The sequence below is a fragment of the Bradyrhizobium sp. 199 genome (assembly GCF_023073355.1).
Lineage (GTDB): Bacteria > Pseudomonadota > Alphaproteobacteria > Rhizobiales > Xanthobacteraceae > Bradyrhizobium.
Map to the genome: position 1 here is coordinate 1172167 of NZ_JADPJI010000005.1, position 23757 is coordinate 1195923.

The following is a 23757-nucleotide window of genomic DNA, read 5'->3' on the forward strand; positions in this document are numbered from 1 at the left end:
GAATGACCAAGCTCATCATCGACGGCAAAGAGATCGATGTCCCCGCCGAGTACACGCTGCTTCAGGCGTGCGAAGCGGCGGGTGCCGAGATTCCGCGCTTCTGCTATCACGAGCGGCTGTCGATCGCCGGCAATTGCCGGATGTGCCTCGTCGAAGTGAAAGGCGGCCCGAAGCCGGTTGCAAGCTGCGCCTGGGGCGTTCGCGATTGCCGTCCGGGTCCCAAGGGCGAACCGCCGGAAATCTCGACACGTTCGCCGATGGTGAAGAAGGCGCGCGAAGGCGTGATGGAATTCCTTCTCATCAACCATCCCCTGGATTGCCCGATCTGCGATCAGGGCGGCGAGTGCGACCTGCAGGACCAGGCGATGGGCTACGGTGTCGACACCAGCCGCTTCGCCGAGAACAAGCGCGCGGTCGAGGACAAATATCTCGGCGCGCTGGTCAAGACCTCGATGAACCGCTGCATCCAGTGCACGCGCTGCGTCCGCTTCTCGGCGGAAGTGGCCGGCGCCCCTGAAATGGGCGCGACGGGTCGCGGCGAGGACATGGAGATCACGACCTATCTCGAGCACGCGCTGACGTCGGAATTGCAGGGCAATCTCGTCGATATCTGCCCGGTCGGTGCGTTGACCTCGAAGCCTTATGCCTTCGCGGCGCGCCCGTGGGAGCTCGGCAAGACCCTGTCGATCGACGTCATGGACGGCGTCGGCTCGGCGATCCGCGTCGATACACGCGGCCGCGAGGTGATGCGCGTGCTGCCGCGCATCAACGAGGCCGTGAACGAGGAGTGGATCTCCGACAAGACCCGCCACGTCGTCGACGGCCTGCGCACCCAGCGGCTCGACCGGCCCTATATCCGCGAAGCCGGCAAGCTGCGCGCGGCGAACTGGACCGAGGCCTTTGCCGCGATCGCTGCGAAAGCGACCCGCACCGACGGCAAGCGCATCGGCGCGATCGCTGGCGACCTCGCCGGGGTCGAGGAGATGTTCGCGCTGAAGGATCTTCTCGCGAAGTACGGCTCGGCCAATCTGGCGGTGCAGGGCGGCGATGCCTTCGACCCCGCGCTCGGCCGCGGCTCTTACATCTTCAACCCGACGCTGGCAGGCGTGGAGCAGGCGGATGCACTGCTCATCATCGGCGCCAATCCGCGGAAAGAGGCGGCCGTGTTCAACGCCCGCATCCGCAAGCGCTGGCGCTCCGGCGGTTTCAAGGTCGGCGTGATCGGCACTAAAGCCGATCTGACCTACGATTACGATCACCTTGGAGCGGGCACCGAGACGCTCGGTGAGCTCGCGGCCGGCAGGCACTCCTTCATGGACGTGCTGAAGAACGCCAAGAATCCGATCATCCTGGTCGGCGGGGGCGCGGCCTCGCGCCACGACGGCGCCGCCATTCTCGCCGCCAGCGCCAAGCTCGCGCTCGATGTCGGTGCGGTCAAGGATGGCTGGAACGGCTTTGGCGTGCTGCACGAGACCGCCTCGCGCGTCGGCGCCCTCGATATCGGCTTCTCCGCAACCGCTGGCGGCCTGAACGCCGCCCAGATGACGACGTTCGGCACGCTCGACTTGCTGTTCCTGCTCGGCGCCGACGAGATCAACGCGCCTGACGGCACTTTCGTCGTTTACATCGGCACCCACGGCGACCGCGGCGCGCACCGCGCCGACGTCATCCTGCCGGCGGCGGCCTACACCGAGAAGTCCGCGATCTACGTCAACACCGAAGGCCGCGTGCAGATGACGGGCCGCGCCGCGTTCCCGCCGGGCGAGGCCCGCGAGGATTGGGCGATCGTCCGCGCGCTGTCGGAGGCGCTCGGCAAGAAGCTCGGCTATGACTCGCTTGCCGCCCTGCGCCAGGCGATCTTCAAGGCCGTGCCGCATCTGATCCGTCTCGACCAGATCGAGGCCGGATCGGCCGACCAGATCAAGGGGCTGGCGGGGAAGGGCGGCTCGCCGGAGAAGGCGCCGTTCAAGCCGCTGGTCGAGGATTTCTACCTGACCAACCCAATCGCGCGTGCCTCCGCCGTGATGGCGGAATGCTCGCGCCTCGCCTCCGGGCATATGCTGACCGCAGCGGAGTGAGCGTGATCTGATGGAATTTTTTGAAAGCGCATTCTGGACCGGATTCCTCTGGCCGCTGATCATCATGGTCGCGCAGAGCGTCCTGGTGCTCGTCGTCCTCCTGGTCGCGATCGCCTACATCCTGCTCGCCGACCGCAAGATCTGGGCGGCGGTGCAGATCCGCCGCGGCCCGAACGTGGTCGGCCCCTGGGGCCTGCTGCAATCCTTCGCGGACCTGCTCAAGTTCGTGTTGAAGGAGCCGATCATTCCGGCCGGCGCCAACAAGGGCGTATTCCTGCTGGCTCCGCTGGTGTCGTGCGTACTCGCGCTCGCGGCCTGGGCGGTGATCCCGACCAATCTCGGCTGGGTCATCTCCGACATCAATGTCGGCATCCTCTTCATCTTCGCGATCTCGTCGCTGTCGATCTACGGCATCATCATGGCCGGCTGGTCGTCGAACTCGAAATACCCTTTCCTGGCCGCCCTGCGCTCGGCGGCGCAGATGGTGTCCTACGAGGTCTCGATCGGCTTCGTCATCATCACGGTGCTGCTCTGCGCCGGCACGCTGAACCTGTCGGCGGTGGTCGAAGCCCAGCATGTCCGCGGTCTTGCCAGCCTGATCGGGCTGCCGCAGCTCACCATCCTGAACTGGTACGTGTGGCCGCTGTTCCCGATGTTCGTGGTGTTCTACGTCTCGGCGCTGGCGGAAACCAACCGTCCGCCGTTCGACCTCGTCGAAGCGGAATCCGAACTGGTCGCCGGCTTCATGGTGGAATACGGCTCGACGCCGTATCTGCTGTTCATGCTCGGCGAGTACGTCGCGATCGTCACGATGTGCGCGATGGCGACGATCCTGTTCCTCGGGGGCTGGTTGCCGCCGGTGGACCTGCCGCCCTTCAACTGGGTGCCGGGGATCATCTGGTTTTCGCTCAAAGTCTTCTTCATGTTCTTCCTGTTCGCGATGGCAAAGGCGATCGTGCCGCGCTACCGCTACGATCAACTGATGCGCCTCGGCTGGAAGGTGTTCCTGCCGCTGTCGCTGGCGATGGTGATCGTGGTGGCCGGCGTGCTGCATTTCGCCGGCATCGCGCCGAAGTGAGGGCCATCATGGGTATCAACGTCAACGCCACTGCACGCTCGCTTCTGCTGTCGGAATTCGTCTCGGCGTTCTTCCTCGCCATGCGCTATTTCTTCCAGCCGAAGCCGACGCTGAACTATCCGTTCGAGAAGGGCCCGATCTCGCCGCGCTTCCGCGGCGAGCACGCGCTGCGCCGCTATCCGAACGGCGAAGAGCGCTGCATCGCCTGCAAGCTGTGCGAGGCGGTCTGCCCCGCGCAGGCCATCACCATCGAAGCCGGCCCGCGCCGCAACGACGGTACCCGCCGCACCGTTCGCTACGACATCGACATGGTGAAGTGCATCTATTGCGGCCTCTGCCAGGAAGCCTGTCCGGTCGATGCCATCGTCGAAGGTCCGAACTTCGAGTTCGCGACCGAGACCCGCGAGGAGCTGTTCTATGACAAGGCCAAGCTGCTCGCCAACGGCGACCGCTGGGAACGCGAGATCGCGAAAGCGATCGAGCTCGACGCGCCGTACCGGTGAGATGAGAGCATGATCCTTCCCGCCAACCTCTCGTCATTCCGGGGCGCGCGAAGCGCCAACCCGGAATCTCGCGCCACAATCTCTGGATTCCGGGTTCGCGCTGGCGCGCGCCCCGGAATGACGGGAGTTTCTCGATGATCCTTCCCGCGCTGTTCTTCTATCTCTTCGCCGGCGTCTGCGTCGCCTCGGCCGTGATGGTGATTGTCTCGCGCAATCCCGTGCACTCCGTGCTGTACCTGATCCTGGCCTTCGTCAACGCCTCCGGCCTGTTCGTGCTGCTGGGCGCCGAGTTCCTGGCGATGATCCTGATCGTCGTCTATGTCGGCGCCGTCGCGGTCCTGTTCCTGTTCGTGATCATGATGCTCGACGTCGACTTCCTCGAGTTGCGCGAGGGCTTCATCGAGTATCTGCCGGTGGGCCTCGTGATCGGCGGCATCTTCCTGTTCGAGTTGCTGCTCACCGTCGGCTTCTGGGTCATCAACCCCGGCGTCGCCAAGACGATCACGGCGGCGATCCCGACCAACGTCTCGAACACCGAGGCGCTGGGCCTCGTGCTCTATACGAAGTACATCCACTATTTCCAGCTCTCGGGCATGGTGCTGCTGGTCGCCATGATCGGCGCCATCGTGCTGACGCTGCGCCACAAGGTGAGCGTGAAGCGGCAGGACATCAACGTTCAGAACGCACGCACGCCCGAGATGGCGATGGCGATGCGCAAGGTGGCGCCGGGGCAGGGGCTCTCGGACGCCGATGCGGCGGAGTGGGTGAAATGACGATCGGGCTCGGACATTATCTGGCGGTCGGCGCGATCCTGTTCACGCTCGGCATTCTCGGCATCTTCCTGAACCGCAAGAACATCATCGTCATCCTGATGTCGATCGAGCTGATCCTGCTCTCGGTCAACATCAACCTCGTCGCGTTCTCGACCTTCCTCGGCGACATCGTCGGCCAGGTCTTCGCGCTTTTGGTGCTGACGGTTGCGGCTGCGGAAGCCGCGATCGGTCTCGCCATCCTAGTGGTCTATTTCCGCAACCGCGGCTCGATCGCGGTTGAGGACGTCAATCTGATGAAGGGCTAACGCGCATGATCCGGAAAAGTGGACACCGGCTTTCCGGTCAGATCATGCGCAAAGAGAAATAAGTCATGGTTCAGGCGATTGTCTTTCTGCCTCTGCTGGGCGCCATTCTGGCCGGCCTGATCGCGCTGTTCGGCGCGCATGCCCGCAACCCCTCGGGCGACGAGCTCGAGCATCACGGCGACCATGGTCACGCTGCGCACGCCCATGCGTCGGATACGATCAACGAGGATGCCTCCGTCATCCACGAGACGCATCATGAGCCAGGCGACGGCCATGACGATCACGGCCACGGTCCGGTCGAACCGGCGGCGGCTGGCTCGCGCGGGGCCGAGCTGATCACGACGGCTTTGCTGTTCGTCTCGGCGGCGCTGTCCTGGATGACGCTGGTCGATGTCGGCTTCATGCACCATGACTACAGGATCCAGCTGCTGCCCTGGATATTCTCCGGCGACCTCCAGGTCTGGTGGACGCTGCGGGTCGACACGCTCACCGCCGTGATGCTGGTGGTGGTGACCACGGTGTCCTCGCTCGTACATCTCTATTCCATCGGCTACATGGACGAGGATCCGAACCGGCCGCGCTTCTTCGGCTATCTCAGCCTGTTCACCTTCGCCATGCTGATGCTGGTGACGGCAGACAACCTGGTGCAGCTGTTCTTCGGCTGGGAGGGCGTGGGTCTGGCCAGCTATCTGCTGATCGGCTTCTGGTACCAGAAGCCGTCGGCGAACGCCGCTGCCATCAAGGCCTTCGTGGTCAACCGCGTCGGCGACTTTGGTTTTGCGCTCGGCATCTTCGCCGTCTTCATGCTGGCCGGCTCGACCGATTTCGAGACGATCTTCCATGCCGCGCCTAGCCTGACCGGCAAGACCATCAACTTCCTCGGCTGGCACGCCGACGCGCTGACGCTGACCTGTCTCCTCCTTTTCATGGGCGCGATGGGCAAGTCGGCGCAGTTCCTGCTGCACACCTGGCTGCCGGACGCAATGGAAGGCCCGACCCCGGTCTCCGCGCTGATCCACGCCGCCACGATGGTCACCGCCGGCGTGTTCATGGTGGCGCGCCTCTCGCCGCTGTTCGAGCTCGCCCCGAACGCGCAGGCGGTCGTGATGTTCTTTGGCGCCACCACGGCGTTCTTCGCGGCGACCATTGGCCTCGTCCAGAACGACATCAAGCGCATCGTGGCCTATTCGACCTGTTCGCAGCTCGGCTACATGTTCGTGGCGATGGGGGCAGGGGCCTACTCGGTCGGCATGTTCCATCTGTTCACGCACGCCTTCTTCAAGGCGCTGCTGTTCTTGGGCTCCGGCTCGGTGATCTACGCGATGCACCACGAGCAGGACATCCGCAACATGGGCGGCCTCTGGAAGAAGATCCCCTACACCTATGCGGTGATGGTGGTCGGCACCCTGGCGCTGACCGGCTTCCCGCTCACCGCCGGCTACTTCTCCAAGGACGCGATCATCGAAGCGGCCTACGCCTCGCACAATCCGTTCGGGGTGTACGGCTTCCTGATGACGGTCGTCGCCGCCGGCCTGACCTCGTTCTACTCCTGGCGCCTGATCTTCAAGACCTTCCACGGCGAGCCGCATGACGATCATCACTACGAAGCCGCGCACGAGGCTCCGATCTGGATGCTGATTCCGATCGGCGTGCTCGCGGTCGGCTCGTTCGTCGCGGGTCTGCCGTTCAAGGAGCTGTTCGCCGGTCACGGCGTCGAGGAGTTCTTCCGCGAGTCCGTGAAGATGAACCCGCACATCATCGAGGAGATGCATCACATCCCCGAGCACATCGCCTTCCTGCCGACGGTGATGATGGTACTGGGCTTCCTCGTCTCGTATTTGTTCTACATCCGCCGGCCTTATTTGCCGGTCGAGCTCGCGAACACGCAGCCGATGCTGTACCAGTTCCTGCTCAACAAATGGTACTTCGACGAGCTCTACGACATCATCTTCGTCCGTCCGGCGAAGTGGATCGGCTACCAGCTCTGGAAGAAGGGCGACGGCTTCATCATCGATGGCCTCGGGCCAGACGGCGTCTCTGCCCGCGTGCTGGACGTCACCCGCAACGTCGTGAAGATCCAGACCGGCTATCTCTATCACTACGCCTTCGCCATGCTGATCGGCGCCGCCGGCCTGATCACCTGGTTCATGTTCGGCTTTGGAGGCCAGTAAATGACAACCTGGCCCATTCTTTCGGTCACGACGTTCCTGCCGCTGGTTGGCGCGCTGATCGTCTATCTCAGCCGCGGCGATGACGAGGCTAGCAGGCGCAATTCGCGCTGGATCGCGCTCTGGACCACGCTGATCACCTTCGCGGTGTCGGTGATCCTGGTCATGCGCTTCGACGCCAGCAACCCCGACTTCCAGTTCGTCGAGAAGGCGAACTGGCTTGCCACTGGCATCACCTATCACATGGGTGTCGACGGCATCTCGCTGCCTCTGGTGATCCTCACCACCGCGGTGATGCCGTTCTGCATCATCGCGAGCTGGAAGGCGATCACCAACCGCGTCCGCGAATACATGATGGCGTTCCTGATCCTGGAAACGCTGATGATCGGCACCTTCTCGGCGCTCGATCTCGTGCTGTTCTATCTGTTCTTCGAAGGCGGCCTGATCCCGATGTTCCTGATCATCGGTGTCTGGGGCGGCCCGCGCCGGGTCTATGCGTCCTTCAAGTTCTTCCTCTACACGCTGCTCGGCTCGGTCCTGATGCTGCTCGCCATCATGGCGCTGTACTGGAACGGCGGCACCACCGACATCCCGACCCTGATGCACACCGCCGTGCCGCGGTCCTTGCAGACCTGGGCCTGGCTCGCCTTCTTCGCCTCGTTTGCGGTGAAGATGCCGATGTGGCCGGTGCACACCTGGCTTCCCGACGCGCACGTCGAGGCGCCGACGGCGGGCTCGGTGGTCCTGGCCGCGATCCTCCTGAAGATGGGCGGCTACGGCTTCCTGCGCTTCTCGCTGCCGATGTTCCCGCTGGCCTCGCATGACTTCGCGCCGCTGATCTTCACGCTCTCGGCCATCGCCATCATCTACACCTCGCTGGTGGCGCTGATGCAGGAGGACATGAAGAAGCTGATCGCGTACTCGTCGGTGGCGCATATGGGCTTCGTCACCATGGGCATTTTCGCCGGCACCATGCAGGGCGTCGCCGGCGGCATTTTCCAGATGATCTCGCACGGCATCGTCTCCGGCGCGCTGTTCCTCTGCGTCGGCGTCGTCTACGACCGTCTGCACACCCGCGAGATCGCAGCCTATGGCGGCCTCGTCAACCGGATGCCGCTCTACGCGCTGACCTTCATGGTCTTCACCATGGCCAATGTCGGTCTGCCCGGCACCAGCGGCTTCGTCGGCGAGTTCATGACGCTGCTCGGCACCTTCAAGGTCTCGATCCCGACGGCGTTCTTCGCCAGCTTCGGCGTGATCCTGTCGGCGTGCTACGCGCTGTGGCTCTACCGCAAGGTCGTGTTCGGGGCGCTGGTCAAGCCGTCGCTGGCGAGCATGAAGGATCTCACCTTCCGGGAGTGCCTGACGCTGTTCCCGATGATCGCGCTGACGATCCTGTTCGGCGTCTATCCGAAGCCGGTGCTCGACATGTCGGCCGCCTCGGTCCAGCAACTCGTCAACAACTACAACACCGCTGTGACGGCCGTGAAGGCCGCCGCACTGCTCCAGTGAGCGGGCAGGTCAGGATATCGCCATGAGCTTTGAGACTGCAGGTTATCAACTGGCGCCGGTGCTGCCCGAGATCGTGCTCGCGATCGGCGCGATGGCGCTCCTGATGCTGGGAGCCTATCGCGGACAGGGCACCACCAGCACGGTCACCTCGCTGGCGGTCGTGCTCCTGGTCGTGGTCGGCGTGCTCGAATACATGCTGCCGGCGGGCAAGCATGTGACCTTCGGCGGCAGCTTCATCGTCGACGACTTCGCTCGCTTCATGAAGATCCTGGCCCTGATCGGCTCGGCGGTGACGCTGGTGCTGTCGACCGAGTTCCTGTCCGACCCGTCGCGCCGGATCTTCGAGTATGCCATCCTGGTGCTGCTCTCGACTCTCGGCATGATGGTGCTGATCTCGGCCGGCGACCTGATCTCGCTCTATCTCGGCCTCGAACTGATGTCGCTGGCGCTCTACGTCGTTGCGGCCTCCAACCGCGACAATGCCAAGTCGACCGAGGCCGGCCTGAAGTACTTCGTGCTCGGCGCGCTGTCCTCGGGCATGCTGCTGTACGGCTCCTCGCTCATTTACGGCTTCACCGGCACGGTGAGCTTCACCGGTATCGCCGCGGCTGCGACGGTCTCGAATGTCGGCCTGGTGTTCGGCCTCGTCTTCCTGCTCGTCGGCCTCTGCTTCAAGGTCTCGGCCGTGCCGTTCCACATGTGGACGCCGGACGTATATGAAGGCGCACCGACCCCGGTCACCGCCTTCTTCGCTTCGGCGCCGAAGGTCGCCGCGCTCGCCGTGTTCACCCGCGTCGCGCTGACGGCGTTCCCGGGCATCGTTTCGCAATGGCAACAGATCCTGGTGTTCGTGGCGATCGCCTCGATGGCGCTCGGCTCCTTCGCCGCGATCGGCCAGAGCAACATCAAGCGCCTGATGGCCTATTCGTCGATCGGCCATATGGGCTTCGCGCTGGTTGGCCTTGCCTCGGGCACGGTCGAGGGCGCGCAGGGCGTCCTGATGTACATCGTGATCTATGTCGCGATGACGCTGGGCTCGTTCTCGATCATCCTCGCCATGCGCCGCAACGGCCAGGCCGTCGAGCAGATCAGCGATTTCGCGGGTCTGTCCCGGACAAACCCGCTGCTCGCCTTCATGTTCGCGATGCTGCTGTTCTCGCTCGCCGGCATTCCGCCGCTCGCCGGCTTCTTTGCCAAATGGTACGTCTTCGTCGCCGCCATCAAGGCCAACCTGTTCACGCTCGCCGTCGTCGGCGTCCTGACCAGCGTGGTCGGCGCCTACTACTATCTCGCCATCGTAAAAACGATGTATTTCGACGAGCCGGCCGGCGAGGTCGACCCGGTGCGCGTTGAGGTCAAGACGGTGCTGGCGATCGCGGGCCTCTTCAACATCCTGTTTGCGCTGTTCGCAGGTCCGGTGGTGAGCGTCGCCTCCGCCGCCGCAAAGTCGCTGTTCTAGGATGGCTTTCGCGCTCGGTCCTCGCGCATCGGCCGCGGGCTACAAGCTCGCGGCGTTCGAACGGACCAGTTCGACCAATACCGAGGCGATCGAGCAGGCAAGGAGCGGCGAGCGCGGCCCGATGTGGTTCGTCACGTCGGAACAGACCGCCGGCCGCGGCCGCCGTCAGCGCGCCTGGATCGCGCCGCGCGGTAATCTTGCCGCCAGCATCCTCGAAGTCATGGACGTCGCGCCGGCGGTTGCCGCCACGCTCGGTTTTGCCGCCGGGCTCGCCGAAGAGGCGGCGCTGGAGAAGGTCAGCCTCGAGGCCGCCCTGCGCCTCGGCGAGGGCCGCCCCCGCTACGCCCTCAAATGGCCCAATGACGTGCTCGCCGGCGGCAGGAAGCTGGTCGGCATCGGCCTTGAAGCGGAGGTCGTCGGCAACGGCCTCGCCGTCGTCGTTGGCATCGGCACCAACGTCGTCGCAGCCCCCGAGGGCACCCCGACGCCGGCGGTGTCGCTGGCTGCGCTCGGCGTCCAGATCAGTGCGGAGGAGCTGTTCTCGGCTCTCTCCGATGCTTGGGTCGAGTTCCGCGGCATCTGGGACAATGGCCGCGGCTTTGCCGAGATCCGCAAACTGTGGCTGGAGCGCGCCGCCGGCCTCGGCGAGCGGGTCGCGATCCACACGGGAGTGATGACGCTGGAAGGCATTTTTGACACGATCGACGACACCGGCTGCCTGATCGTCCGCACTGCGGAGGGCCGGCGCGTGCCGGTGGCCGCGGGCGAGGTGTTCTTCGGCACGGCCGCCTCGGTGGGAGCTGCGTGATGGCGAAGCCTGAAGAACTGGTGTTTGCGCCGCTCGGCGGCGTCGGCGAGATCGGCATGAACCTGTCGATCTACGGCCTCGGCAACCGCCAGCAGCGCGCCTGGATGGCGGTCGATCTCGGCGTCTCTTTTGGCGACGAGGAGCATCTGCCGGGCATCGACCTGATCATGCCCGACATCAGCTTCCTGGAGAAGGAACGCAAGAACCTGATGGGCCTGGTGCTCACCCACGCCCATGAGGACCATTTCGGCGCCATCATCGACCTCTGGCCCAAGCTGAAATGCCCGATCTATGCGACGCAGTTCAGCGCCGCGCTGTTCGAGGCCAAATGCGCCGCCGAGCGCAATGCGCCCAAGATCCCGGTGACGGTGGTGCCGTCGGGCGGGCGCGTCGATGTCGGCCCGTTCAATGTCGAGTTCATCCCCGTCGCGCATTCGATTCCGGAGTCGCATGCGCTCGCGATTCACACCGAAGTCGGCACGGTGCTGCACACCGGCGACTGGAAGATCGATCCGACCCCGATCATCGGCCGCCCGACTGACGAAAAGCGGCTGCGGGAGCTCGGCGATCAGGGCCTGCTCGCCTTGATCGGCGATTCCACCAACGCCGTGCGCGAGGGCCGCTCACCCTCGGAAGCCGAGGTTGCCAGATCCATTACCGAGCTCGTCAAGGCCGCCAAGGGCCGCGTCGCGGTCACGACCTTTGCCTCCAATGTCGCGCGCCTCAAGGCCGTCGCCATCGCCGCGAAGGCCGCCGACCGTGAGGTCGTCGTGGTCGGGCGCGCCATGGAGCGCGTGGTGCAGGTTGCGCGCGAGACCGGCTATCTCGACGGCGTCCAGAATTTCCGCTCCCCCGACGTCTACGGTCATCTGCCGCAGGACAAGGTGCTGGCGCTCTGCACCGGCAGCCAGGGCGAGCCCCGCGCTGCGCTGGCGCGCATCGCCAATGACGACCATCCCGAGATCACGCTCAACCGCGGCGACAGCGTGATCTTCTCCTCGCGCACCATTCCGGGCAACGAGAAGGCGGTCGGCGCCATCATCAATGGCCTGGTTTTACAGGGCGTCGAGGTCATCACCGACCGCGACCAGCTGGTCCATGTCTCCGGTCACCCCCGCCGCGACGAATTGCGCGACATGATCGCCTGGACCAGGCCGCAGCTCCTGATCCCCGTCCATGGCGAGGCCCTGCACCTGAACGAGCACGCCAAGCTGGCGCGCGCCGCCGGCGTGCCGCGGGTGCTGGTCTGCCGCAACGGCGATCTCGTCAAGCTCGGCCCCGGCGATCCCGGCATCATTGGGCAGGTGCCTGCGGGCCGTCTCTACAAGGACGGCACGATCCTGGAGGATTCCAAGTCCCGGGCCGTGGTCGAGCGACGCCGCATGGCCTTCTCCGGCTGCGCCTTTGTGGCCATTGCCATGACCGAGCAGGGCGAGCTCGTCGACGATCCCGAGGTCGATCTGATCGGCATCCCCGAGAAGAACAAAGCGGGCGAGCCCTTCGACGACATCGTCTTCGATGCCGTGGTCTCCACCATCGAAGGCCTGCCGAAGGCGCGCCGCCGCGATGCGGATGCTCTCGCCGAGTCGGTGCGGCGCGCTGTCCGGTCCGTCATCAACGAACATTGGGGCAAAAAGCCCCCCTGTCTGGTACACGTACTGACAGTCTAATTTGGGCATGATCTTTCCGGAAAACCGCTTCACACTTTTCCGGATCATGCCCTAGGGGAGAGAAACATGCTGGGCCGGCTCAACCACGTCGCGATCGCGACCAAGGACGCCGTCAAGGCCGCCAGGATCTATGGTGCGGCGTTCGGAGCAGAGATTTCGGAAGCCGTCGCGCTGCCCGAGCATGGCGTCACCACCGTGTTCGCGACCCTGCCCAACACCAAGATCGAGTTCATCGAGCCGCTCGGCGAGGCTTCGCCGATCGGAAAGTTCCTGGAGCGCAACGCCGACGGCGGCATCCACCATGTCTGCTACGAGGTCGTCGACATCATCGCCTCGCGCGACACGCTGGTGAAGGAGGGCGCGCGCGTGCTCGGCGACGGCGTGCCGAAGATCGGCGCCCACGGCAAGCCGGTGCTGTTCCTGCACCCGAAGGATTTTTCCGGCGCTCTGGTCGAAATCGAGCAGGCATAAGGCCGCCCCATGGCCATCCAGATATCGACTGCGGTTGCGATCTACTTCGTCATCTGGTGGGTCGCGCTGTTCCTGACGCTGCCGTTCGGCGTGCGCAGCCAGCACGAGGACGGCGCCGGCGCGCCCGGCACCGACCCCGGCGCCCCGATCCTGACCCGGATGGGCGGCAAGCTGATCTGGACCACGATCATCTCGGCGATCATCTACGCGATCGCGATGGTCGCCTATCACGCCGGCTATTTGTCAATCGAACGCCTGTCGAAATTGATGGGCATGCCGTTTTAAGAATTTCTGGTTGTCTTGTTGGGGGACAAATGACTTTTCAGAGGATCGTCGTCGCGCTTCTGGTGCTGATCGTCGCGGGCATTGGCGCCGTCGGCTATGTGGAGTGGAAGATGGCCGGGCAGGTGCGCACCCTGAAGGCGTTCGTTGAGGGCTATGTCTTCAACGAAGCCGTGATCGCCTGCGAGCAGGCCAAGAGCTCGACGCCGTTCAAATGGAACGGCGGCAAGAGCACCTCGGTGATCGGCCTGAACTCGGTCAAGACAGACAAATACGCTGTCAGCGCCAGCTACACGCTGGTGGCGGACCTCGTTTATTGTGATTACGATCCGATCAAAAGAAAGGCCGAGATCGGCTCGAGCTTCCTGGAGCGGGAGTAACGATCCGGCCGTGCCAAGAGCATGATCCGGAAAAGTGTGAAGCGGTTTTCCGAGAAGATCATGCTCAAATAGAAAAACTAAAGCGCGATTTCATCGCGCTTTGGGGGATGGGATCGTCATGGCGCAGGGGCAGGGGGATTACCGGATTCTGCATGAGGCGGCCTTGCGGGATTATCTCGCGGGCCTGCCGGAGCTCAACGCGGTTCTTGGCGGCGAGCCGGCCGGCTGGACGATCACCGAAGTCGGCGACGGCAATCTCAACCTCGTCTTCATCGTCAAGAGCGCGAGCGGCGGCGTCGCAGTGAAGCAGGCATTGCCTTATGTCCGCCTCGTCGGCGAAAGCTGGCCGTTGCCGCTGTCGCGAGCCCATTACGAATATCTGGCGCTGTCGAAGCAGGCCCAGCTCGCGCCGGGCCTCGTGCCGGCTTTGCTGCATCACAACGAGAATCTGGCGCTGACGGTGATGGAGCTGCTCGAGCCCCACATCATCATGCGCAAGGGGCTGGTCGCGGCGACGCAATATCCCGGCTTCGTCGGTGACATCACCACTTTCATGGCGCGCACGCTGTTCTTCACCTCCGACCTCGCGCTGCCCGCGGCCGAGAAGAAGGAGGGCATCGCGGCCTTCGCCGGCAACCACGCGCTCTGCAAGATCACCGAGGATTTGATCTTCACCGATCCCTACCGCATCGCCGAACAAAACCGCTGGACCGCGCCGTATCTCGATGCGCTCGCGGCGAGCCTGCGCGACGACATGGAGCTGCATGTCGCGGTCTCCCGGCTCAAGCTGAAGTTCATGGCAAGCCCCGAGGCGCTGCTGCATGGCGACCTCCACACCGGATCGATCATGGTCACGGACAGCCAGACGCGGGTGATCGATCCCGAATTCGCGTTCTATGGCCCGATGGGGTTCGACGTCGGCGCCGTGCTCGCCAACCTCTTGATGGCCTATTTTGCATCGCGCGGCCACGAGCGCTCGCCGGGCGAGCGGGCTGCGTTCGAGGCCTGGGTGCTGGAGACGGTCGAGCAGGTCTGGAACGAGTTTTCCCGCAAATTCCTCGACCTCTGGCGTGCGGGCGCGACCGGTGACGCCTATCCGGCTTCGCTCTTCCCTGGCGACAAGGGGGCCGCGCGGCTGGAGGCTGAGCGGCAGGCCTACATGCAACGCCTGTTCACTGATGCCGTCGGCTTCGCCGCCGCGAAAATCATCCGCCGCATCTTCGGCCTTGCCCACAACATCGATTTCGAGCTGATCGAGGACCCGAAGAAGCGCGCCATCAGCGAGGCCCGAGCCGTGCGGCTGGCAAGGACGATGATGCTGGAGACCGAGGCGCTTCCGACCATCGCGGACGTCACCGCGGCGGCGCGAAAATTGCGGGACTGGCAGCCCGGGTTCGCGACTGGCTAGGGCGCGTACTCACAATCGACGGCGCCCGAGCGCCGCGCCCGCAAACATCAAGCCTTCAAGACGCTTGCGCTCGACGTGCCATGGATGGTCAACTCTCAAACCGGAGCACGCGGGCATGATCGGAGGGAGCATGATGTTCAGGATGATTGCGATCGTCGCGGGGGTAGGGCTGGCGCTCGCCGGATCGGTGGAGGCCCAGACCCCCCGCAAGGGCGGAACCATCCGCATGACCGCCCCGTATGGGTCGAGTTTCACCAGCCTTGACATTCACACCACACAGCGGGCCCAGGACGAAATCTACGCCAAGGCCCTGCACAGGTCGCTCTACATCTGGAATTCCGCCGAAGGCAAGCCGGTCCTGGAGCTTGCAAAGGAGGATGTGGTCTCGGGCGGCGGCCTCGTTCACACCTTCAAGCTGCGCGACGACGCCTATTTCCACAGCGGCCGCAAGATGACGGCCGACGACGTCATCTGGTCCTACAACCGCATCATGGACGGCGCCAAGGCCTTTCCCGGCGCGCGGTATGTCCGCGTGATCGAGGGCGCGGCCGCGGTCGAGAAGGGCCAGGCCAAGGAAATCTCCGGCCTGAAGAAGATCGACGATTTCACCATCGAGATGAAGCTGACCGAGAAGGTCGATCCGGGCTTCTACTTCTTCACCGCGCTGACCTCGATCTATCCGGCCGACGAAGGGGCCAAGGAGAGCTTCATCCAGAAACCGATCGGTCTCGGACCGTTCAAATTCGTCGAGCACGTGCCGGGATCGCGTATCGTGCTCGAGCGGTGGGACCGGTTCTACAAGTCCGGCAAACCCTATGCCGACAAGGTCATCGTGTCGGTCATGGGCGAGGCCGCGGCGCGCGACGTGGCCTTCCGCAACAAGGAAATCGACACCTCGGTGCTGGGACCGGCGCAATACGTCGCCTATCAGTCCGACGCCAATCTCAAGGGTACCATCGTCGAGGTCGCAGAAGTCTTCACGCGCTACATGGGCATGAATCCCTCGTTCAAACCGTTTGCCGACAAGCGCGTCCGGCAGGCCATCAACTATGCGATCGACACCGACCTGATCATCAACAAGCTGGTCAAGGGCAAGGCCTACCGTGCCACCAGTTGGCTGCCGCTGACCGCTCCGGCCTACGACAAGGCGATGAAGCCCTACGCTTACGATCCCGCCAAGGCCAAGCAGCTGCTCACCGAGGCCGGCTACGCCTCCGGCTTCGAGTTCGAATGGACCACCAGCCAGAACGAAAGCTGGGGCCTGCCGATCGTCTCGGCCGTGATCCCGATGCTGGACAAGATCGGCATCAAGGCAAAGGTCAAGCAGGTTGAGACCGCGGTGCTGGCGGAGGTGGTGCGTAGTGGCGACTACCAGGCCTTCATCTATTCCCAGGCAAGCGGTCCGGATCCGCTCGCTGCCCTTAAATGCTTCCACTCCTCGACGCCGCAGCCGGCCTGCAATTACATGACCTTCAAGAACGCCGAATTCGACAAGATCGTCGACGAGGCAGCGCAGGCTGACGATCCCGCCAAGCGCATCCAGCTGCTGCAGAAAGCCAATGCGCTGCTCTACGAGGAGGCGCCGGTCTGGTTCTTCAATTACAACAAGGCGGTCATGGCCGTGCAGCCGTGGCTCAAGGGCGTTCAGCTGAACGCGACGGAGCTGACCCATCAGAACGTCGAAGACCTCTGGGTCGACGAGACCTCGCCGGCGAAGTGACGCACGCTCTCGCGCTCCCTCCATCGCAACGAACGATGGAGGGAGAGGGGAAAGGCTGAGATGCTCTCGTTCCTGTTCCGTCGACTCCTACAGACCATTCCGACCGTGCTCGCCGTCGTGCTGCTCGTCTTCGTGCTGTTCAGTGTCGTCCCCGGCAGCATCGTCTCGAGCATGAGCGACGATGCCGATCCGCAGGTGGAGATGCGCCTGAAGAAGCAGCTGGGCCTTGACGAGCCCGTCTACATGCGTTTCGGCTCCTATATTGCAAAGCTCGCGACCGGTGATTTCGGGACCTCGTTCCGGACCCGCGAGCCGATCACGGCCATGATCGCCAAGCGCGCATGGCCGACGCTGCAGCTGATATTCGCGGCCATGGCGTTCGCGATCCTGATCGGGGTTCCGCTCGGGTTCATCGCGGCGCTGAAACCCGGCGGCATCGTCGATACCATCGCAATGGTCGTGGCGGTGTCCGGGCTTTCCATTGCCAAATTCTGGCTGGGGCTCGTGCTGATGTATCTGTTTGCGCTGAAATTGGGCTGGCTCCCGAGTTTCGGCTATGGCGATGGGGGGCTGAAATTTCTGCTGCTGCCGGCCGCGACGCTCGGCGTCTCGCCGATGGCGCTGTTCGCCCGGACGACACGCGCGGCGGTCCTGGAAATCATGACCGCTGATTTCGTCCGCACCGCGCGCTCCAAGGGCATGAGCGAGACCAGGGTCGTGAAATGGCATGTGATGCGCAACGCGCTCGTTATCATTCTCACGACCGTTGGCCTGCAATTCGGCGGGCTGATGGGGCAGGCCGTCGTCGTCGAAAAGCTGTTCTCCTGGCCGGGCATCGGCTCGCTGCTAGTCGATAGCGTGCTCCAGCGCGACATTCCCGCCGTCCAGGGCTCCATTCTCGTGGTGGTGCTGGCCTTTCTCGCAATCAATCTGCTGATCGACGTGCTCTACGGCGTGATCGATCCCAGGATCAGATACGTATGAAGCTCCGCGCCAATCTCGTCATCGGTGGGGTTTTGTTCGCGCTTGCGATCTTCGTCGGCCTGCTTGCGCCCTGGCTGGCGCACACCGATCCCGTCATGGACGCCAACCTCATGAACGCGGAGGAGCCGCCGAGTTGGACCTGGTGGTTCGGCACCGACGACCAGGGCCGCGACATCTATTCCCGCGTGGTGTATGGCGCGCGTGTCTCGCTGACGGTCGGCATCATCTCGCAGCTGATCAACAGCGTCATCGGCGTGGCCTTAGGGCTGAGCGCCGGCTATTGGGGCGGATGGTGGGACGATGTCGTCAACGCGCTGACCAATGTGATGCTCGCGATCCCCTCGCTGATCTTCGCGCTCGCCATCATGGCGGTGCTCGGCCCCGGCCTGACCAGCCTGCTCATCGCGCTCGGCCTGACCAACTGGTCCTTTACCTGCCGGATTGCGCGGGCCTCGGCGCTGTCGCTCAGGAGCCAGGGCTATGTGCAGGCCGCCACCGTGCTCGGCTATGGCGATTTGCGGATCATGATCACGCAGCTGCTGCCGAACATGTTGGGGCCGATCGTCGTCATCGGCACGCTGGGCATGGGCAGCGCAGTGCTGTCCGAGGCCGCCTTGTCGTTCCTCGGCCTCGGCGTGCGCCCGCCGTTTCCGAGCTGGGGCAGCATGTTGTCGGATGCCCGCGACCAGATCACGACGGCGCCATGGCTCTCGATCTTTCCGGGCCTCGCCATTTTCCTGACGGTTCTCGGCCTCAATTTGCTCGGCGACGGCCTGCGGGACATCCTCGATCCCCAATCGCGGAGCCGGCGGACATGACCGGCACGCCGCTGATCGAAGTCGAAGATTTGCGCATTGATCTCGATGGCGGGGGCAGGCGCGTTGCGGCAGCCGAGGGCGTTTCGTTCCGCATCGATCGCGGCGAGACGTTCGGCCTCGTCGGCGAATCCGGCTGCGGCAAGAGCATCACGGCGCTTGCCCTGATCGGCCTGTTGCGGCACCCCTTGTCGATCGGTGGCGGCATCATCCGGTTCGGAGGGCGGGAGATCCAGCACCTTTCCGCCGCGAGGCAGCGGGAGCTTCGCGGCAACCGCATTGCCATGATCTTCCAGGAGCCGATGACGGCTCTGAACCCGGTCTCGCCCGTGGGCCGGCAGATCGCCGAGATGTTCGTGCTGCACAAAGGCAAGGGCTGGCGGGAAGCCAACCAGCTGGCGGTCGAGGCGCTGGCGAGCGTGCGCGTTCCCGCACCCGAGCGGCGCGTGAAGGACTACCCGCACCAGCTCTCCGGCGGCATGCGGCAGCGCGTGATGATCGCCATCGCGCTCGCCTGCGGTCCGGATCTCCTGATCGCGGACGAGCCGACCACCGCGCTCGACGTGACCGTGCAGGCCGAAATCATCGAGTTGATGCGGAATTTGTGCGCGGAGAGGGGAACGGCCATCCTGATGATCAGCCACGATCTCGGCCTCGTCGCCAACGTCTGCCGCCGCGTGGCCGTGATGTATGCCGGCCGCATCGTCGAGGAGCGCGGCTCGGCCGATATCTTCCGCGCGCCCTCGCATCCCTACACGCAAGGCCTGGTCGCCTCGCTGCCGCGGCTGGGCAGCCGTGCCGCGCTCGGGCGCAGCAGGCTGAAGGAGATCGCGGGCGTGGTCCCGGCCATCACGAATTTCCCCGATGGCTGCCGGTTCAATCCGCGCTGCGCGCAGGCGACCGATATTTGCCGGACTGTCGCGCCGCGGACGGATTTGCTGGACGCTGGCGGTCTGGTGAGGTGTCATCACCATGCATGAGCCGCAAGTCGTGCAGGGCAAGGCGGGACCGAACGACGATCTCATCCTCAGCGTCGAGGACCTCGCGGTTCATTTCCCGCTGGGCGGCGGCCTATTTGGCCGTGGCCGGCGGTTGCTCCGGGCCGTCGACGGCGTCGATCTCAGCTTGAAGCGGGGCGAGTGCCTCGGTCTCGTCGGCGAGTCCGGCTCCGGCAAGTCGACGGTCGCATTGTCGATCCTTGGTCTCCAAACGCCGACGCGCGGCCGCATCATGCTGGACGGCGAGGTCATCACGAACCGGCAATCCGGGGATCGGAAGTCATTGGCGCGTACCGTGCAGATGGTGTTCCAGGATCCCTACGCTTCGCTCAATCCGCGCCAGACCGTTCGTCGCACGCTTGAAGATCCCCTGCGCGTCCATGGCGTGACCGCAAAGAGCGAAATCCAGGATCGCGTCGCGACCATGCTGCGGCATGTCGGCCTGCGCCCCGAACAGTCGGGCCGCTACCCACATGAATTCTCCGGCGGCCAGCGCCAGCGTATCGGCATTGCCCGGGCCCTGATTCTCAACCCCAGGATCGTCATCTGCGACGAACCGGTGTCGGCGCTCGATGTCTCCATCCGCGCCCAGATCATCAATCTGCTGCTGGAGTTGAAGGAGACGCTCGGCCTATCCTACATCATGATCAGCCACGACCTCGGCGTCGTCGAGCACATGAGCGACAAGGTCGCCGTGATGTATCTCGGCCGCATCGTGGAGAATGGCCACTGGCGCGAAATCTTCGAACGGCCGGCGCACCCGTATACGCAAGCCCTGATCGCCGCCATCCCCGATCCGCTGCGCCATGCACCGCTGGCGACGACAGGGGGCGATCTCCCCAATCCTCTCAATCCGCCGAACGGATGCGCGTTCAGCCCGCGCTGCCGTTATGCCGAGGCTGTGTGCCGGAGTGAGCCGGGGCCGTCGCTGGAGACGCGAACTGATGGGCATGCGGTGAGGTGTTGGCGGAGTGAGGAGATTACCGGTCGGACGGCGCTGGCCGCGGCCGAGGGTGGGCATTTCTAGAAGGGAGGGCGCGTCGGACGGGGATCGGTCTACTCGTCCGATCGCCCAGCGGTTGATCCGTCGGCCTGCATCGCGAGGATTTCTGATTCCGCATAACCAATTTCGCCGAGTATCGCTGCGGTGTGTTCGCCGACCAGTGGCGATCGGCTGCGAACGATAGGTCGGCTCGAAATGGGCAACGTCCCCGGTATCTGAGCAATCGCGATAGTGCCGACGCCGGGATGATCGACGTATTCAACCGCATTCATCGTCCGGGTCTGGGGATGATCGAGAAAATCGCCATAGGTCTGCACCGGCGCATTCATTACGCCGGCCGCCGTCAATTTCTCCGCCCAATAGGCGGTCGTCTGCTTGGCGAATTCCGTCCGGAGGATCACGAGCAGGGACGCTTCATTTCTGATCCGCAGTTCGCGACCTTGATAGATCGGATCGCTTGCGAGCTCAGGCCGACCGATGACGTCGCACAGGGCGACGAAGTGCTGCTCACGCATCGCCGTGATATTGAGATAGCCGTCGCTGGTGCGCATCGTCGCCACAGGCGAATAGAGTGGCTGCGGCTCGCCGCCCTCCAGGTGATATTCCATGATTTTCGCTGCCTGGAATGCCGCGGCCGCCTGCATCAGGCTGACCTCGATATGGCAGCCCACTCCAAACCGAAACTTGCGAAGCAACGCGGTCGCGGCCGCCTGGAAGGCGTAGAGACCGGTGACAACGTCGACCGGGGTCATGGTGAGACGGTTGGGCACACCATCGCTTGACCGGGCGACCGTCATCAATCCCGAAAAGGCTGGATCACCGCGTCGGTCACGGGCAGCGTCGCGTTGGGGCCGTGGCTGCCAAATCCATTGATCGACAGATAGACGATGCCGGGATTGGTGGCCTTCGCGTTCTCATAGGCAAGACCGTATTTCGTCATCACGCCAGGCCGGAATGCCTCGATCACGACATCGCTCGTTTTTATCAGTATCCGCGCGGCTTCGAGCCCGCGTGGTTTGGTCAGGTCGAGGGCGATCGACCGCTTACCCCGGTTGAACGCGATCGAGTGTGCAGTGTTCTCTCCATAGGGTCGGCCGAGCGTACGGCCCCAGTCTCCCGAGATAGGTTCGACCTTGACGGCGTCGGCACCATGCTGTGCCAACAGCATCGCGCAATAAGGACCCGCGATGCCCTGGCTGAAATCCAGGACGCGAAGTCCGCTGAAAGCTTCGTTATCGATCATGATGTTTTCGTCTGCGTTTGCGTGCGCTTATTCGAGGGGCACGTTGGCCGTCTTGACGACGGCCGACCATTTCTTGATTTCGACGTCCACGAAGCGGGTGAAAGCGGCGCCCGACAATTTGCCGGGGGCTACCCCCTGGGTTGCAAATTTTTCGGCGATTGCCGGGGAGGCCAGAATTTCGGTCATGACCTGGACCATCCTGGAATGAGCAGGATTGCCATTGGCCGCCGGCATGTAAATGCCAAACCATGCGGTCGCTTCAAAACCCTTGACGCCGGCTTCGTCGAGCGTCGGGACATCGGGAAGCGACGCCGCACGGGTCATGCTGGTGACAGCGAGCACGCGGATGTTGCCCGCGGAGGCGGCCGGCAACACGGTCGGGAGGGTGTCGAACATGATCGGGATGTGGCCGCCAAGCAGATCGTTCATCGCGGGCGCAGCTCCCTTGTAGGGAATGTGAACGATGTCGATGCCCGCCATTTGCTTGAAGAGTTCGCCGGACAGGTGATTGGCGCCGCCGATCCCGGAGGAGCCGAACGACAACTTGCCTGGCTCCTTTTTGGCCAGCGCGATGAGTTCGGCGACGTTTTTTGCCGGGAAGTCCTTGGAAACCACGAGCGCGTTGGGCGCGCTCGCGACCACCGCCACGGGCGAGAACGCGGTTTCCGTGTCATAGGGCAGCTTACGGAACAGGCTCGGGTTGATGACGTGGTGGGTCGCGGTGATCAGCAGAACGCTGCCATCCGCCGGGGATTTAGCAACCAACTCGGACCCTATGGTGCCCGACGCGCCGGCGCGGTTTTCCACAACGGTCGAAACGCCGAGCTTTTCGCCAAGGTGTTGCGCGATGAAGCGGGCCAGAATGTCCGTTGTACCGCCGGCCGGGAACGGAACGACGATCTTGATCTGGCTCGGGGGAAACTGCTGGGCGGACACCGAGCCCGGCGAGATCGCCAGCGACAGCACGGCCAGGCCAACAGCGAGCGCGAGCCTCTTCATCCTTGCAATCCGGTTCATGTCGTCCTCCCATCGAACGGTCTATACGCGCTCGTCTTGTTATGATTGTCGCGGAGGCTTGGTGCGGTGCCGATGTCGGCACCGCGAGGCACGATCGCGCTCGATTTCTCGGTCAGACCGCGATTGAGCCGGATACCGGAAATTCGACCATGGCTTCACCCGCGGCGACGTGTTCATCCATTTGATTGCGGACCAGCACGTCGATCAGCACCCAGCGTGAGTTCTGCGTCAACTGCTTGGACTTCACGATGCCCACGGGCTGAATCATGTCGCCGGGCTTGACCGGCTTGAGCCAACGCGTCTCCAGGCGACGCTGAATGGCACCGGCGGGGTAGGCCCAATCGGTCAGCATTCGGGTGATCAGCCCGAAATTGTTCATGCCGTGCATGATGATGCCGCCGAAATTGGTCTTGCCGAAACTATTCTTCATGTAGTCGTCGTCGAGATGCAGGGGGTTGTAGTCGAGGGATCCGTCGCAAAACAGACGAATGGATTCGCGCGAGACATCGAACTTTGGGCCGTTGATCGTGTCGCCGACGGAGAGGTTTTCGAAGCTGGTGCTCATGCCGTGTTTCCTTGTCTGTCGTTGCGATCAAGCGGGGCGGATTGTCTGGCCGCGGCCGGAACAGATGACCTCGCCGTGCTGGTTGAAGAACACGTTGTCATGGACGACGAAGAGGCGCTCGCGCTTGATGAACTTGTCCAGTGCGCGAGCTTGCAGGGTGATGGTGTCGCCGGGCCGCGCCGGCTTGTTGTAACTCCAGGACTGGCCGGCATTGATGGTCCCCGGGGTTCGCATCCAGTCATCGGTCGGCGTGCAGGCGAACATCAGCAGGATGTGGATCGACGGCGGTGCGATCAGCCCGCCATGCGGGGTTTTCCTGGCGTAAGCCTCGTCGAAATAGAGCGGGTGATCTTCGCCAACGGAGCGGCAGTAGAGCTGGATGGCTTCCAAGGTCAGCTTGTAGGGGATCGTCTTGCGCGGCTCACCGGGCACGATCTCGTCCCACACTTTGCGCAGATTGGCGTCCTTCCAGAAATCCGTCTCGAATCCGGGCGCTTGCGTCATCGCGTCTCCTCCC

The 23757-nt window shown here is 63.9% G+C and carries 24 protein-coding genes; 19 read left to right on the top strand and 5 right to left on the bottom strand.

From position 1 onward, the window contains the following. Nucleotides 1-2: 2 nt before the first annotated feature. From nuoG to IVB28_RS14205, 19 genes are all read left to right on the top strand, one after another. On the top strand, nt 3-2078 hold the full coding sequence (gene nuoG, locus IVB28_RS14115) for an NADH-quinone oxidoreductase subunit NuoG (protein ID WP_247526931.1): 2076 nt from the start codon (nt 3-5) through the stop codon (nt 2076-2078). A 10-nt stretch (nt 2079-2088) separates the two neighbouring features. After that, nucleotides 2089-3156, top strand: a complete 1068-nt coding sequence (gene nuoH, locus IVB28_RS14120; protein WP_018320148.1) for an NADH-quinone oxidoreductase subunit NuoH — start codon at nt 2089-2091, stop codon at nt 3154-3156. A 14-nt stretch (nt 3157-3170) separates the two neighbouring features. After that, nucleotides 3171-3659, top strand: coding sequence for an NADH-quinone oxidoreductase subunit NuoI (nuoI, locus tag IVB28_RS14125; RefSeq protein WP_026202312.1), 489 nt, complete (start codon nt 3171-3173; stop codon nt 3657-3659). Between the two features lie 134 nt (nt 3660-3793). Further along, nucleotides 3794-4432, top strand: a complete 639-nt coding sequence (locus tag IVB28_RS14130) for an NADH-quinone oxidoreductase subunit J (RefSeq protein ID WP_247526932.1) — start codon at nt 3794-3796, stop codon at nt 4430-4432. Further along, nucleotides 4429-4737, top strand: a complete 309-nt coding sequence (nuoK, locus tag IVB28_RS14135; RefSeq protein ID WP_008547737.1) for an NADH-quinone oxidoreductase subunit NuoK — start codon at nt 4429-4431, stop codon at nt 4735-4737. Before IVB28_RS14130 ends, nuoK begins: the two co-directional genes overlap by 4 nt. Nucleotides 4738-4802: 65 nt before the next feature. Then, nucleotides 4803-6908, top strand: a complete 2106-nt coding sequence (nuoL, locus tag IVB28_RS14140) for an NADH-quinone oxidoreductase subunit L (RefSeq protein WP_247526933.1) — start codon at nt 4803-4805, stop codon at nt 6906-6908. Further along, nucleotides 6909-8417 carry an NADH-quinone oxidoreductase subunit M gene (locus IVB28_RS14145; protein ID WP_247526934.1) on the top strand — a complete coding sequence of 503 codons (1509 nt, stop codon included), beginning with the start codon at nt 6909-6911 and terminating at the stop codon, nt 8415-8417. 22 nt (nt 8418-8439) lie between these two features. After that, nucleotides 8440-9876 (top strand): NADH-quinone oxidoreductase subunit NuoN, encoded by a 1437-nt coding sequence (gene nuoN / locus IVB28_RS14150; protein WP_247526935.1) that lies wholly within the window; start codon nt 8440-8442, stop codon nt 9874-9876. 1 nt (nt 9877) lies between these two features. Beyond that, nucleotides 9878-10684 (top strand): biotin--[acetyl-CoA-carboxylase] ligase, encoded by an 807-nt coding sequence (locus tag IVB28_RS14155; RefSeq protein WP_247526936.1) that lies wholly within the window; start codon nt 9878-9880, stop codon nt 10682-10684. Beyond that, complete coding sequence (locus IVB28_RS14160; RefSeq protein WP_247526937.1) at nt 10684-12354, top strand: ribonuclease J; 1671 nt, start codon at nt 10684-10686, stop codon at nt 12352-12354. The genes IVB28_RS14155 and IVB28_RS14160 overlap by 1 nt, the downstream gene beginning before the upstream one ends. A gap of 66 nt (nt 12355-12420) precedes the next feature. Beyond that, the gene (gene mce / locus IVB28_RS14165) at nt 12421-12825 is read left to right on the top strand and encodes a methylmalonyl-CoA epimerase (protein ID WP_247526938.1); all 405 of its coding nucleotides are present in this window, start codon (nt 12421-12423) and stop codon (nt 12823-12825) included. A gap of 9 nt (nt 12826-12834) precedes the next feature. Then, nucleotides 12835-13110, top strand: coding sequence for a DUF1467 family protein (locus tag IVB28_RS14170; RefSeq protein WP_247526944.1), 276 nt, complete (start codon nt 12835-12837; stop codon nt 13108-13110). A 29-nt stretch (nt 13111-13139) separates the two neighbouring features. After that, entirely contained in the window at nt 13140-13487 is a 348-nt protein-coding gene (locus IVB28_RS14175) for a hypothetical protein (protein ID WP_247526946.1), read from the top strand. Between the two features lie 118 nt (nt 13488-13605). Beyond that, a complete protein-coding gene (mtnK, locus tag IVB28_RS14180; protein WP_247526948.1) occupies nt 13606-14895 on the top strand; it encodes an S-methyl-5-thioribose kinase in 1290 nt (429 codons plus the stop codon). Nucleotides 14896-15025: 130 nt separating this feature from the next. Continuing rightward, nucleotides 15026-16615 (top strand): ABC transporter substrate-binding protein, encoded by a 1590-nt coding sequence (locus IVB28_RS14185; protein WP_247526950.1) that lies wholly within the window; start codon nt 15026-15028, stop codon nt 16613-16615. A gap of 60 nt (nt 16616-16675) precedes the next feature. Continuing rightward, complete coding sequence (locus IVB28_RS14190; RefSeq protein WP_247526952.1) at nt 16676-17599, top strand: ABC transporter permease; 924 nt, start codon at nt 16676-16678, stop codon at nt 17597-17599. Beyond that, a complete protein-coding gene (locus tag IVB28_RS14195) occupies nt 17596-18417 on the top strand; it encodes an ABC transporter permease (protein ID WP_247526954.1) in 822 nt (273 codons plus the stop codon). The genes IVB28_RS14190 and IVB28_RS14195 overlap by 4 nt, the downstream gene beginning before the upstream one ends. After that, the gene (locus IVB28_RS14200; protein WP_247526958.1) at nt 18414-19394 is read left to right on the top strand and encodes an ABC transporter ATP-binding protein; all 981 of its coding nucleotides are present in this window, start codon (nt 18414-18416) and stop codon (nt 19392-19394) included. The genes IVB28_RS14195 and IVB28_RS14200 overlap by 4 nt, the downstream gene beginning before the upstream one ends. Continuing rightward, entirely contained in the window at nt 19387-20439 is a 1053-nt protein-coding gene (locus IVB28_RS14205; protein WP_247526960.1) for an oligopeptide/dipeptide ABC transporter ATP-binding protein, read from the top strand. The genes IVB28_RS14200 and IVB28_RS14205 overlap by 8 nt, the downstream gene beginning before the upstream one ends. Nucleotides 20440-20468: 29 nt before the next feature. Here IVB28_RS14205 and IVB28_RS14210 read toward each other — a convergent pair whose 3' ends face one another. The 5 genes from IVB28_RS14210 to IVB28_RS14230 form a co-directional block, all read right to left on the bottom strand. Further along, on the bottom strand, nt 20469-21212 hold the full coding sequence (locus IVB28_RS14210) for a CoA transferase (RefSeq protein ID WP_247526962.1): 744 nt from the start codon (nt 21210-21212) through the stop codon (nt 20469-20471). Further along, nucleotides 21212-21658 carry a CoA transferase gene (locus IVB28_RS14215; protein ID WP_247526964.1) on the bottom strand — a complete coding sequence of 149 codons (447 nt, stop codon included), beginning with the start codon at nt 21656-21658 and terminating at the stop codon, nt 21212-21214. The genes IVB28_RS14210 and IVB28_RS14215 overlap by 1 nt, the downstream gene beginning before the upstream one ends. A gap of 27 nt (nt 21659-21685) precedes the next feature. Beyond that, on the bottom strand, nt 21686-22657 hold the full coding sequence (locus IVB28_RS14220) for a tripartite tricarboxylate transporter substrate binding protein (protein ID WP_247526967.1): 972 nt from the start codon (nt 22655-22657) through the stop codon (nt 21686-21688). A gap of 130 nt (nt 22658-22787) precedes the next feature. Then, a complete protein-coding gene (locus tag IVB28_RS14225; protein ID WP_247526969.1) occupies nt 22788-23240 on the bottom strand; it encodes a MaoC family dehydratase in 453 nt (150 codons plus the stop codon). 27 nt (nt 23241-23267) lie between these two features. Further along, entirely contained in the window at nt 23268-23744 is a 477-nt protein-coding gene (locus IVB28_RS14230; RefSeq protein WP_247526972.1) for a MaoC family dehydratase, read from the bottom strand. Between the last annotated feature and the right edge of the window lie 13 nt (nt 23745-23757).